The organism is Rhizobium sp. P32RR-XVIII (assembly GCF_012641395.1).
Taxonomy (GTDB): Bacteria; Pseudomonadota; Alphaproteobacteria; order Rhizobiales; family Rhizobiaceae; genus Rhizobium.
The window spans coordinates 128,138-140,377 of the sequence record NZ_JABAIH010000006.1 but is presented as its reverse complement, the minus strand read 5'-3'; the positions used below and the strand labels follow the sequence as shown (position 1 = coordinate 140,377).

Annotated in this window: 13 protein-coding genes; 5 read left to right on the top strand and 8 right to left on the bottom strand. The window is 60.2% G+C overall.

Going from position 1 to position 12,240, the window contains the following annotated elements:
* Positions 1 to 12: 12 nt before the first annotated feature.
* Positions 13 to 951, top strand: coding sequence for a FecR domain-containing protein (locus tag HGP14_RS18970; RefSeq protein WP_168831436.1), 939 nt, complete (start codon positions 13 to 15; stop codon positions 949 to 951).
* Between the two features lie 4 nt (positions 952 to 955).
* Here the strand turns inward: HGP14_RS18970 and HGP14_RS18965 are convergent, their stop codons facing one another.
* From HGP14_RS18965 to HGP14_RS18945, 5 genes are all read right to left on the bottom strand, one after another.
* The gene (locus tag HGP14_RS18965) at positions 956 to 3,127 is read right to left on the bottom strand and encodes a CHASE2 domain-containing protein (protein ID WP_168831435.1); all 2,172 of its coding nucleotides are present in this window, start codon (positions 3,125 to 3,127) and stop codon (positions 956 to 958) included.
* Between the two features lie 193 nt (positions 3,128 to 3,320).
* Entirely contained in the window at positions 3,321 to 3,551 is a 231-nt protein-coding gene (locus HGP14_RS18960) for a hypothetical protein (protein WP_168831434.1), read from the bottom strand.
* A gap of 55 nt (positions 3,552 to 3,606) precedes the next feature.
* Positions 3,607 to 3,843 carry a 30S ribosomal protein S21 gene (rpsU, locus tag HGP14_RS18955; protein WP_168831433.1) on the bottom strand — a complete coding sequence of 79 codons (237 nt, stop codon included), beginning with the start codon at positions 3,841 to 3,843 and terminating at the stop codon, positions 3,607 to 3,609.
* 51 nt (positions 3,844 to 3,894) lie between these two features.
* On the bottom strand, positions 3,895 to 4,179 hold the full coding sequence (locus HGP14_RS35555; RefSeq protein WP_409527090.1) for a cold-shock protein: 285 nt from the start codon (positions 4,177 to 4,179) through the stop codon (positions 3,895 to 3,897).
* Positions 4,180 to 4,306: 127 nt separating this feature from the next.
* Positions 4,307 to 4,516, bottom strand: a complete 210-nt coding sequence (locus HGP14_RS18945; protein ID WP_168831432.1) for a cold-shock protein — start codon at positions 4,514 to 4,516, stop codon at positions 4,307 to 4,309.
* Between the two features lie 372 nt (positions 4,517 to 4,888).
* On the opposite strand from HGP14_RS18945, the gene rpsU (HGP14_RS18940) reads away from it, so the two are divergent.
* The 4 genes from rpsU (HGP14_RS18940) to HGP14_RS18925 all read left to right on the top strand — a co-directional run bounded on the left by rpsU (HGP14_RS18940) (position 4,889) and on the right by HGP14_RS18925 (position 9,083).
* The gene (rpsU, locus tag HGP14_RS18940) at positions 4,889 to 5,101 is read left to right on the top strand and encodes a 30S ribosomal protein S21 (RefSeq protein ID WP_003585885.1); all 213 of its coding nucleotides are present in this window, start codon (positions 4,889 to 4,891) and stop codon (positions 5,099 to 5,101) included.
* 138 nt (positions 5,102 to 5,239) lie between these two features.
* Entirely contained in the window at positions 5,240 to 6,109 is an 870-nt protein-coding gene (locus tag HGP14_RS18935; protein WP_168831431.1) for a tetratricopeptide repeat protein, read from the top strand.
* Between the two features lie 27 nt (positions 6,110 to 6,136).
* Complete coding sequence (locus tag HGP14_RS18930) at positions 6,137 to 7,201, top strand: FAD-binding oxidoreductase (protein ID WP_168831430.1); 1,065 nt, start codon at positions 6,137 to 6,139, stop codon at positions 7,199 to 7,201.
* Between the two features lie 223 nt (positions 7,202 to 7,424).
* On the top strand, positions 7,425 to 9,083 hold the full coding sequence (locus tag HGP14_RS18925) for a sensor histidine kinase (protein ID WP_168831429.1): 1,659 nt from the start codon (positions 7,425 to 7,427) through the stop codon (positions 9,081 to 9,083).
* Positions 9,084 to 9,213: 130 nt separating this feature from the next.
* Here HGP14_RS18925 and HGP14_RS18920 read toward each other — a convergent pair whose 3' ends face one another.
* From HGP14_RS18920 to HGP14_RS18910, 3 genes are read right to left on the bottom strand one after another with little or no spacing between them, the layout of a single operon-like run.
* Complete coding sequence (locus HGP14_RS18920) at positions 9,214 to 10,608, bottom strand: NAD(P)(+) transhydrogenase (Re/Si-specific) subunit beta (protein ID WP_168831428.1); 1,395 nt, start codon at positions 10,606 to 10,608, stop codon at positions 9,214 to 9,216.
* 10 nt (positions 10,609 to 10,618) lie between these two features.
* Positions 10,619 to 11,017 (bottom strand): proton-translocating transhydrogenase family protein, encoded by a 399-nt coding sequence (locus HGP14_RS18915; protein ID WP_168831427.1) that lies wholly within the window; start codon positions 11,015 to 11,017, stop codon positions 10,619 to 10,621.
* Positions 11,017 to 12,165 (bottom strand): Re/Si-specific NAD(P)(+) transhydrogenase subunit alpha, encoded by a 1,149-nt coding sequence (locus HGP14_RS18910; protein WP_168831426.1) that lies wholly within the window; start codon positions 12,163 to 12,165, stop codon positions 11,017 to 11,019. The genes HGP14_RS18915 and HGP14_RS18910 overlap by 1 nt, the downstream gene beginning before the upstream one ends.
* Between the last annotated feature and the right edge of the window lie 75 nt (positions 12,166 to 12,240).

Sequence of the window (12,240 nt, the reverse complement as noted above, 5' to 3'; positions counted from 1 at the left end):
CGGGGGTGTTCCATGTCGTATCTGCGTTCTGCCACAGCCACGCTCCTCTGCGCGGCGCTTATAAGCCCAATGCCGGCTACAGCGGCCGAGCCGGTCGGCCAGGCGGTTAAGATCAAGACTGAAGTGACCGGTCAATCGGGACCGCTGGTCGTCAATTCTGCTGTCCACCGCGACGAGCGCATCCGAACGTCGCCATCCGGCCTCGGGCAGTTTGTTTTCCGCGACGGTTCGAAGCTTGCCGTCGGCTGGGGCTCGTCGGTCGTCATCGACAAATACATCTTCGACGATTCGCAAACAGTCAAACAACTGAGCATCAAGGCTGCGAAAGGGACGTTCCGCTGGATCAGCGGAAGCTCGAAATCGTCCGCCTACTCGATTCTTACACCCGCAGGCACGATCGGCGTGCGCGGCACCGCTTTCGACTTCTATGTCGGACCCAACGGCACGACGGCCATCGTGATGCTGAATGGCGCCGCGCAGCTTTGCGGCCCGGGCGGCTGCCGGCAGCTCACACGGCGCTGCGACTGTGTCATTGCCACGCCCAGAGGTTCCATGACGGATGTGCGGCCCGTCAACCAGGCCGTCCTCCAGTCGCTCGGAACGGAGCGAGCGCTTCCCTTCCTTTCGGGCATTCAGGCCCTTTCAGGGATGATGGGCGGGGGCTGCGGAATGACCGCCGCCTTGCAGCGTCGCCCCGACACCCGTCAGCAGCAGGCACCCAGGATCCGCGCCCCGGAACCGCCCCCACCGGAAAAGCCGCGTCCGGGGGAAAAGCCGCGCGAACACGTCGACAAGCCGCATGACCATGCCGACAGACCGCATGATCCCGATGGACCTAAAAAGTCAAATGATCATCATCGGGATCATCACGACAAAGGTCGCGATAAAGCCGATCGATCCGAGGGCAAGGATGGCGACAGGGATCGCGGCGAACGGAACCGCCATCGTTGAAATCTCATTCGGCCGGACGCGCTTCCTCAGAAATCGGCTCATCACGGAAATGATCTGCCCGGCGGGAAATCCGCCGGTAGAATTCCGCAAGAGCAGGGGCCATCGTTACGAACTTGTGCCTGATGGCACCGATGATCCTGCGGGTCTGCTGGGGTGAGTGCAATCGCAATGCCTCAACGAGTTGCCTGTGGAACTGGTCTAGTTCGGCAAAGTCAGGCGATTTCGCCAAGCGCTCATCCCCGACCACGGCGAATAGCCGCGTACGGCCGCTTTTCCCCTTCAGGCCGATGGTGCCCGCATCAAGTAAGGCTGAGCCCAATTGCTTCGCCGTATTCTCCGAGATCAGAATATCGAAGCCGACTTCCTTGCAGGACGATTCGATGCGCGCAGCGACGTTTACAGCATCGCCCACGGCCGAATAGTTGAAGCGCGTTTCAGCGCCCATGTTCCCGACGCAAGCAAGCCCGGTATGGATGCCGATGCCGATCCCAACCGGCTGATCCTTGCCAAAGCCGAAGGCATCGGCGGCATTCAGCCCGGCAAGGGTCTCGCGCATCGCAAGTGCGGCGCGCACCGCCTTGGTCTCGTGATCGGCAACGTCGACCGGCGCATTCCAGAAGGCCATGATCGAGTCGCCGATGAACTTGTCGAGCGTACCCTCATTGGCAACGACATGGCGGCTCAGTGCATCGAGCAGCGTGTTCAGGAATCCGACGACGGCCGTCGGGGGCAGGCGCTCGCTGATTTCGGTAAAATGGCGCACATCGACGAACATGACCGTCAATTCCCGGTCATCGCCGCCGAGCCGCAGCGCACCCGGTGTGTGCTCGATACGATAAAGGAGTGACGGTGAGAGATATTGCCCGAAGGCGCGGCGCACCTCGCGCCGCTCCCGGTCGATCACAAGGATGCGAAACGAGGTCGCTGCGAAATGCGCGATCGAACCACTCACAATTGGCGCCAGCGGATCGAAAAGAAGTCCTGCGTAGGAGAAGCAAAGCCATGAGGCGACGAAAGCAAGCGCCGTAATCGTCAGCCCGCAGGCCAGCGCCACCGCCGGGCTGACGAAGGTCGTCAATACGACCAGAAGGCTACCCAGCGCCGCGACGGCAAATATCTCCAGGCCATCTGCCCAATCCGGCCGCGACAGATAGCGGCCGTTCAAGATCTGCTCGACGGTCTGCGCGTGCAGTGAAACGCCCGGCACGTTCTCTCCAAGCGCGGTGACACGGATATCCTGCAACCCGGCAGCCGACGTGCCGACAAAGACGATACTGCCATTGATCGCGGCGCTGACCTCCGGAGAGACGCCGTTTGCCGCAAGCACATCCCGCGCGGAGATATATCTCTCCGCCCGATCGGGGCTGACGTAGAGCCAGAGTTCACCCGCAGCAGTCACGGGAACGACAAGGTCGCCGATCTTGGCCGATGTCATGATTCCGGGCACATCCGGTGCGCCCGCCACGACATACGTCGACGCGCCTTGGGCGACGCGCAACGCTTCGAGGGCGAGGTTCGGATAAAACTGCTCGCCGTCAGTCAGAAAGAGGGGAACCGCACGCACGACCGGGGAAGGATTGCCGGGATTGAGACTGATATGGCCAAGTCCTGTAGCATTCGCTTCAAAACGTGGCCGCAACGGCGTTGCGGCCTTGAGATATGGAGGCGCCGTAATAGGGCTTTCGCCGGTAAAGGCAAAGCCCGCCTTGACGGGTGGACGATATGTTCCCTCGTTGGACAAGCCGAAGCCGAGCACGACAGGCTTGCCGGCCATCGCATCAGCGAAAATCTCGTCGTTATCCGGCAGTTGTGCCAGCAGCCCGGGATCAACGCCGCTTACCGTGCCGACGACGGCGCGCGGCGAAAGCCGGTCAGGCTCGGCAAAGAGGATGTCAAAGGCGATCGCCGCCGCGCCCATTTCAGACAGTCTGTTGACGAGCAGAGCCAGTCTGTCCCTCGGCCACGGCCATTGACCGAATTCGCGCAGCGATGCCTCATCGATATCGATCACGCGAACCGGGAGGTTTTCGAAAGGGCGCGGTGATATGCGCTGATATTCATCGAAGCTCACATCGCGGATCGAACGCAGGAACTGCGGATCGCCGGCGCGGAGGAACGTGAGCAGCGCGACGATCGCCAAACCGATGATGACGCCGATTTGCTGCGTGCGTGTCATGCCTAGATGACGTCCCCCGATGCTGCAAGCCTTTCAGCAAGGAAGAACGCTACCCCGCTTTCGAAGCGAAAGCCATCGAATGATGAGACTGGTGCGCATCATTAGAGCGAGATAGTCGTTGATCAGGAACGTGGAAATACGGCTAGGTGGACGGTGCGGGCAGACAACAGGATCAGCGCTACCGCATCGAACCTTATTGCGCGGAAGATCTGGCGGAAGCCTTGCGCTTCCTTTTGGGTGCTGGCGGCTCGGGCTTGGCTTCCGCCTCCCGCTGCAGCCGAAGTGCTTTCAGCTTCTCCGTCTTTTTTTCACGCAGCTTTGCTTCATCTGCAATAATGGCCCGCGCCGTATGGTCCGTCGCTTCGGCCTTGTCGCGGGCCGACATCTTCGTGGCGTTGAAGAATTGGTCCTTGCTTGCTGTCATTCGCTCCTCCCTTGAATGGTTTTGAGCAATTGGAAGCTGCGCCCCCAAGTTGGCCTCAACGCTTGTGGGCGGCCTTTTTTGGCATCGGCAGCAAGCCTTCGCGCTGCATTTGCTTGCGCGCGAGCTTCCGCTGGCGGCGAATAGCTTCGCTCTTTTCGCGGGCGCGTTTCTCGGACGGCTTTTCATAGGCGCTGCGCGCCTTCATTTCACGAAACAGACCTTCACGTTGCATCTTCTTCTTGAGAACGCGAAGAGCCTGATCAACGTTGTTATCCCTGACGAGAACTTGCAAAATCTTATCCTTTCGCTGGCAATGACGCCGCACTGTGAATGGCTGGAGACGTTACTTTCGCATCTTAGTGCTGAAAGTCTTCAGCCAAGGCCCCGTTTCGGACGTTTGAATTGGCTGAGCGTCGGCAACACCCGGCGGAGATTCGGAGGCATCGATATCAAGCGCGGTTATTCTGCGCTCGAAGTTTTCGGCTTCAAACCGGACGCGGTACTGCGCCTGGCCATGATCATTTGGCAAAATTCCGACGACCTCACATCGCCGGTCGGCAGCCGCAGTTCGGGTAAGGCCCGACTTCAGCACCACAAAATCACCGACTTTATAGTTCGGCTTTGAAATCACGTCACCCCTTCTAACTTCAGATGGCCGCATCGCCGAAACAAAAAGGCCGGGCGTTTCACCCGACCTCTTCCCGTCATTCAGCCTGCTGCCAGTACATCCGTGGTCAGCGGAGGCAAATGACAAATCATGCGGCCTGAAGGTTGTCCGCGGCGTTCTTGCCTGATTTTTTGTCCCGGACGAGATCGTAGCGGATCTTCTGACCGTCGGACAGCGTGCTCATGCCGGCGCGCTCTACGGCGGAAATGTGAACGAAGACGTCCGTCGAACCATCATCCGGCTGAATAAAACCAAAACCCTTGGCGCTATTGAACCACTTGACTGTGCCTGAATTCATGAACGATCTCCTTTCAATCGTTGCTTTGCCCGGAGAGACATTCGCCCGGTTCTTATCGATGTTGAGAGGAAATCTGACTGAACGCTTCAGCGCGTGGACAAAGGTCACAAGCAATATTCGACGTGCTACATATAGGTGCATTTTCGGATACGGCAATAGCCCATGCAGTCGCCGCCCTCCACGACAGGGCGATGGCGTGAGTCGCAACCGGCCTTTTTTCGCGGTCGAAAACCATATCTGTCTGGACTTCCTGCCATCGATCTGTTATCCCGCATCACCAATCGCAAGGCTCCGGCCGCGCGAACAATATTTTTTTGCCTCTGGCGCTGTGCCGCCGCTGGCGTCAACCAAAACCAAAGGAACGTGATTCTCGTGCAGGTACTCGTCCGCGATAACAATGTCGATCAGGCTCTCCGCGCTCTCAAGAAGAAGATGCAGCGCGAAGGCATTTTCCGCGAAATGAAGATGCGCGATTACTACGAAAAGCCGTCGCAGAAGCGCGCTCGCGAGAAGGCCGAAGCCGTTCGCCGCGTTCGCAAGCTGGCTCGCAAGCGGGCACAGCGCGAAGGTCTGGTCGCACGCTAAGCGGTACCGTCGTTATTTCGACGTTTTCAGATGCATGTTGGCGGGGGCGATTACGTGTCGCCGCCGCCTTTTTAATTTGCCGCTGAGAGATCGCATATCCGATTGCCCCCGGATATGACGCATGGGGAAAGCGCACAAATGATTGATTCCTTGCTCACCTCGCCTCGGTCCTTGACTGCACCGAAGGCGGCGTTGCTGCCGGTGTTCGCGGTTTTCGCCGCAATCGCACTTGCCGGCTGCCAGACCGATAACGCTTCCGATGCCGTGATCCGCATCGACAAGGCTCAGGGCTCCCAAGAGAACATCGCCTCGCTGACCTCGGTGATCAACGCCAATCCCAAGGATCCGGAAGGCTACAATGTTCGAGGTTCAGCCTATGGTCGCGCCGGCCAGTTCAAGGCCGCACTGAACGATTTCAATACGGCTCTGCAGATCAATCCACGCTTCTTTCAGGCCTATGCCAACCGCGCGCTCGTCTATCGCAACATGGGGCAGCAGCAGCAGGCGATCGCCGACTACAACACGGCGCTTCAGATCAACCCGAGCTACGACGTCGCCTATATCGGCCGGGGCAATGTTTACCGCCAGGCCGGCCAGGATGATGCCGCATTCAACGATTTCGGCCGCGCCATCCAGCTCGGCACGACCGATGGCCGCGCCTATCACAATCGCGGCCTGATTTACCAGAAGCGCAATGAACAGGACAAGGCGATCGACGACTTCTCGAAGGCGATCTCGCTCGCTCCGAATTCACCCGAGCCCTACAATGGTCGCGGCATCTCCTATATCGCGCTGAATGACGACGACAACGCCTTCGCCGATTTCAATCACGCGATCGAGCTCAACGGCAACATTGCCGAGTCCTGGGCCAACCAAGCGCTCGTCTATGAGCGCCGCGGCGACAAAGCCAAGGCCGCTCGCTCTTATCGTCACGCAGTCGCTCTCGATCCTAAATACCAGCCGGCCCGCGACGGCCTTGGCCGCGTCGGGGCGGCCACCAGCGGCTAATACCGCCGGTTGATGGAGAACACGGCGATGGGGACGAAACAGCATGTAATCGTCGTCGGCGCTGGTATCATTGGCGCGTCGATCGCCTGGCATCTCACGAAAGCCGGTGCCGATGTGACTGTCGTCGCAGAGGAAACAGGCGGCGTCGCGACCCCCAATTCCTTCGCCTGGATCAATGCAAGCTGGGGCAATCCGGAGTTCTACTTTCACTTCCGGCGCCGATCGATGGGTGAATGGAAGCGGCTCGCCGCCGAGCTTCCCGGCCTGCCGCTCTCCTGGTGCGGCAGCATCTGTTGGGACCTGCCGCCAGATCGACTCGAGGCGTACGCGAAGGAGCATGGTGGCTGGGGTTACGGAATCGAGCGCCTCGGCAGCGGCGAGATCTCCGCCCGCGAGCCCTATCTTCGCAATCCGCCCGATTTTGCCGTTGCCGTTGCTGAGGAAGGCGCGGTCGAGCCGGTCGAGGCTGCACGTATGATGCTGGCAGATGCCCAGGTGCGGGGTGCAAAGTTCGTCAGCGCCGTAGTTCGAGGGCTGATCCGCAGCGGCGAGCGCATCACCGGCGTCGTCACTTCGGCAGGGATGATCGAAGCGGATCACGTCGCGCTCGCGTCAGGGGCCGGAGCCGTTCCGATCGCCGCGTCAGCGGGGATCGGACTGCCGATCGAGGCGCCGCCCGGCCTGATCGTGCATTCCCGCCCCCTCGAAAAGCGGCTCAATGGCCTCGTGATCGCGATGGAGCTTCATATGCGCCAAACGGCCGAAGGACGCATCATCGCGGGCAGCGATTTCGGCGGCAGCGATCCAGGCGAAGACCGTCGCGAAACAGCCGCTGCCCTCTTCACCCAGGTCAAGGCCAGCCTTTTGGACAGCGATTCGCTGACAATGGATTTCTTCACCGTCGGCTATCGTCCTATCCCACAAGACGGTTTCCCGATTATCGGCAGCTGCGGCTTTGGCGGCCTCTATGTCGCGGTCATGCATTCTGGCGTAACGCTCGCGCCGCTGGTTGGCACGCTTGCAGCAAACGAGATTCTGTCAGGCGAGATCGACGCCAGCCTTGCCCCGTTCCGGCTCTCCCGGTTCGCCTGACGGAGCATTTGTACGATAGATTACAATTGCCTAGCTCGGCAGTTTTAGTGTGTTGCAACCAGCGCTCGCTCCCCCTAACATGGCCGTTCTCCGATAGTAGGCTATCGGAAAATGCGACCATGTTTAGGGCACCGGGGGCGGCGATGCAGTTTTTTGCTATCGTACCTGTTTGCGAAAAGCGTAACGAGCAACTCGCTTTCGGAAGCTTGCAAAGATTGCGCCGATGAATCTGCACGGGCGGTTGTTTCCCAAGGCGTCGATCGGCACCTACCTCATCGCAATGGCGGTCTCGATCGCCGTGCCTATCTTCGCGTTCGTCGCCCTCTTGCTTCTGCAGCTCGAGGACAATCAACGCACGACGCTCAGACGCGAAACTGCGCAGGACGCGTTGACCCTCTCCCGCTCGATCGACCGGCAGCTGCAGGATATGGCAACGACCCTTCGGCTGCTGTCGACCTCCCCTGAGCTCGAGAACAACGACTTCGCGTCGTTTCATCAACGCACCGAAACAGCCCTGCGCGGCGACACGGTCTACGTGATCGCCGTCGATAGAAGCGGTCAGCAACTTCTGAACACGCGCCGCGACTTCGGCATGCCGCTCAACAAGATCGCAAACATGCCTGCGCTGGAATCGGCCCTTAAATCAGGCCGCATCGAGGCATCCGATGTCTTCAAGGGAGCGACGAGCGGTGAATGGGTTTACAACGTCACGATGCCCCTCGACGCTGGTAAGGCTGCGGCGCTGATCGTCACGCAAAATGCCAAGGATCTCGCCAAACTTGTCACGACTCAGGAGCTTGCCTCCGGCTGGTCCGCAGCGGTCATCGATCAGGCCGGTCACGTCGTGGCCTCAAGCGGCCTTGCAAGCATCGCTCCTGGGACGCCCTTCGACCCACGCATCCTGCCATCGCTTACAGCCTCAAGCGGCGTCTTCGAGGACAAGACCATTCTGCCTGATCAGCTCCTGGGTTATGCACAAATTTTTGGTTGGTCCTGGAAAACGGTGGTCTGGGGACCTGTTTCTACGGCGCAGGCATCGATACTCACGACATGGCGCTTCCTGATCATCGGCGGCATTGCGCTGCTTTTGGTCGCCGTGCTTGCAGCCTATGCCGTAGCGCGGCAGGTGCGCACCACAATTCGCGACATTGCCGACATGGCAAACCGGATGGGCCAGGGCGATATCGTTGCGCCGATCGATACTGCGGTTATCGAGGCGAACCAGGTGGCCGTCGCGCTATCTAACGCCTCCTTCGATCGAAGCGAGACGGAAGACCGGCTGCATTTCATCATGCACGAGCTGATCCATCGCACCAAGAACCTGCTGTCTTTGGCGCAGGCAATGATGCGCCAGCTCGCCAAACAGGCTGACAGTGTCGAGAATTTCCAGACTGCCGTTTCCCATCGTCTCGATGGGCTCGCCCGCTCGATAGAGCTTTTGACGAGCGAGCAGTGGTCAGGGGCGTCGCTCCGTCGGGTCATCGATATTCATCTGCAGGCCTTCCCGCAAGCGGCCGAACAGATCGAGATTTGCGGCGAGGATTTTGTCGTCAAGCCTGAGGCAGTCCAGAATCTCGGCTTGGCGCTCCACGAACTGGCAACCAATTCTGTGAAATATGGCGCGCTTTCCGTTCCGCACGGCCGCGTCTCCTTTTCCTGGGCGGCGATCGGGGTCGAGGACCAGCCCGAGCCGATGCTGCGTTTCGTTTGGCAAGAGCGGAACGGTCCCGCCGTCATCGCGCCATCTCAGTCCGGATTCGGTACCACCGTGATCAAGATACATGCCGCTGCCGCCTTTCGCGGCACGGTTGAGGTAGACTACCTGCCGAAGGGCCTGATCTGGACGCTCACGGCTCTTCTCAGCGCGCTCGAGCGCGAATGACGCCGTCGGCGTGGTGCCAGCGGCAGCTACCCGGCCAGTCCCGGAGATCCAAAAGGCTGCGCGGGTGAAAACAAAGGGCGCGGCCTAAGCCGCGCCCTCATTCTGATCGAGCACTCTCAGCTGGGGGCGCTCAGTGATTGATCGCCTTGTTGATCTCCTCGGTGACCTTTTTCGCGTCGCCGAGCAGCATCATCGTGCCGTCCTTGTAGAACAGGGTGTTATCGATGCCGGCGTAACCGGAGCCCAGCGAACGCTTGACGAAGAGGCAGGTCTTGGCCTTGTCGACGTCAAGGATCGGCATGCCGTAGATCGGCGAGGTCTTGTCGTCGCGGGCAGCTGGATTGGTCACGTCGTTGGCGCCAATGACATAGGCGACATCGGCCTGCGCGAACTCCGAGTTGATATCTTCGAGTTCGAACACTTCATCGTAAGGCACGTTCGCCTCGGCCAGCAGCACGTTCATATGGCCGGGCATGCGGCCCGCGACCGGATGAATTGCGTATTTGACCTCGACACCGGCCTTCTTCAGGTTGTCGGCGAGTTCGCGAAGCGCGTGCTGTGCCTGGGCGACGGCCATGCCGTAACCCGGCACGATGATGACCTTGGAGGCATTCGCCATCAGATAAGCAGCATCTTCCGCCGAGCCGAGCTTGACCGTCTTGTCGGAATTGTCGGCACCGCCGGCTGCCGTCTCACCGCCAAAGCCGCCGAGGATGACGGAAATGAACGAGCGGTTCATACCCTTGCACATGATATAGGACAGGATGGCGCCCGAAGAGCCCACCAGCGCGCCGGTAATGATCAGTGCGAGGTTACCGAGTGTAAAGCCGATGCCGGCGGCGGCCCAGCCTGAATAAGAATTCAGCATTGAGACGACGACCGGCATGTCGGCGCCACCGATCGGGACGATCAGCAGCACGCCAAGTGCCAGCGAGAGCGCCACGACCGCCCAGAAATCGAAATGGCTTTCCGTCGCAGCGAGCCCGACAATAAAGAGCACGATCAACGCCAGCAGCGCGATGTTGATGATGTGCCGGAACGGCAGGAGGATCGGCTTGCCGGACATGCGCCCGTCAAGCTTCAGGAAGGCGATAATCGATCCGGTAAAGGTAAGGGCACCGATCGCAACGCCGATCGCCATTTCTATGCGCGCTTCGGTGTGGATTTCTCCGATGTTGCCGATCCCGAAGGAAGACGGCGTATAGAGCGCAGAAGCGGCCACCAGCACGGCGGCGAGGCCGACGAGAGAATGGAAGCCGGCGACCAGTTGCGGCATCGAGGTCATCGGGATGACGCGGGCGATATAGGCGCCTGCGCCGCCGCCAATCGCCAGACCGAGCACGATGAGCACGAAACCGATGAAGGATGGCGTCGCCAGCACCAGCGTCGTGAGGATCGCAATCCCCATGCCGATCATGCCGTAGAGATTGCCCTTGCGGCTCGTCGCCGGGTGAGAAAGGCCGCGGAGCGCCAGTATGAAAAGCACGCCGGAGACCAGATAGAGGAAAGCTGCGATATTGGTCATTCGTCCGGCCTCACTTGTCCTTCTTGCGGTACATCGCCAGCATGCGCTGCGTGACGAGGAAGCCACCGAAGATGTTGACCGAGACAAGAACCAACGCGACGAAGCCGAAGCCGGTCGCAAGCCCGCTTGCCGAAATACCGACCGCAAGCAGTGCGCCGACGACGATGACCGAGGAGATGGCGTTGGTCACCGCCATCAGCGGCGTGTGCAACGCCGGCGTCACAGACCAGACGACGTAATAGCCGACGAAGATCGCCAGCACGAAGATCGCCAACTGGAAAACGAAGGGATCAATCGCGCCCCCCGTTGCGGCACTTGCGGCCTCCGGGGCTTGCGCGGCGGCAGTGACGACCGCGGTGACCGCCTGATCGAGCTGCTCCAGCGCTTTGTCCATTGCTTCACTGGCCATCAGCTATCCTCCTTCTTCGCACCGCCGAATGCCGGATGCACCACGTCGCCCGCATAGGTCAGCATTGTCGCCTTGATGAGTTCATCGTCGAGGTTCAGGACAACGCTTTTCGTTTCCTTGTCGACCATGGTCTCGAGGAAGGTGACGAGGTTTCTGGCATAAAGCGCCGAAGCGCTTGACGCCACTCGGCCCGGCATATTGGCAAAGCCGATTACCTTGACGCCTCCGACATCGGTAATTTCGTCTGCAACCGCACCCTCGATATTGCCGCCGCGCTCGACCGCCAGGTCGACGGCAACCGCGCCCGGCTTCATCGACTTTAGCATCTCGCTCGAAACGAGCCTGGGCGCTGGACGCCCGGGGATAAGCGCAGTCGTGATGACGATGTCCTGCTTGGCGATGTGATCAGCAACGAGTGCCGCCTGCTTCGCCTGGTAGTCCTTGGACATTTCCTTGGCATAGCCCCCGGCGGTTTCGGCCGCCTTGAACTCGTCGTCCTCGACGGCGATGAACTTGGCGCCGAGCGAGGCCACCTGCTCCTTGGCAGCGGGGCGAACGTCGGTGGCGGAGACAGAAGCACCGAGACGCCGCGCGGTCGCGATCGCCTGAAGGCCGGCGACGCCAGCACCCATGACGAAGACCTTGGCCGCCGGGACAGTCCCTGCCGCCGTCATCATCATCGGCATGGCACGGTCATATGCCGCCGCCGCTTCGATGACCGCTTGATAACCTGCGAGATTGGCCTGCGAGGAAAGCACATCCATCGACTGCGCGCGGGTGATGCGCGGCATCAGCTCCATGGCGAAGGCGGAAAGGCGGGCTTTCGCCATGCCGGCGATCGCTTCCTCGTTTCCGTAGGGATCCATGATGGCGATAACGACTGCGCCGCTCTTGTAGCCTGTGATTTCTGCTTCGGTGGGACGGCGAACTTTCAGCACCACATCGGCAGAGGCCGCATCGCTTGCCAATCCGATCCGCGCGCCGGCAGCTTCGAATTCGCTATCCGGTATGCGCGATAGATCTCCAGCGCCTGCCTCGACGACAACGTCGAAGCCGAGATTTTTTATTTTCCTGACAGTTTCGACAGAGGCCGCAACACGCGCCTCGGAACCGGTCGATTCTCTTGCAATGAAAACAATATTGCCCAACTGCCCTCCTCCGGGTCAGCCAGACCGCCGCGCTGTCACGCTTAGGCCAAGCACCTATCAAGAATTTGGAAATGC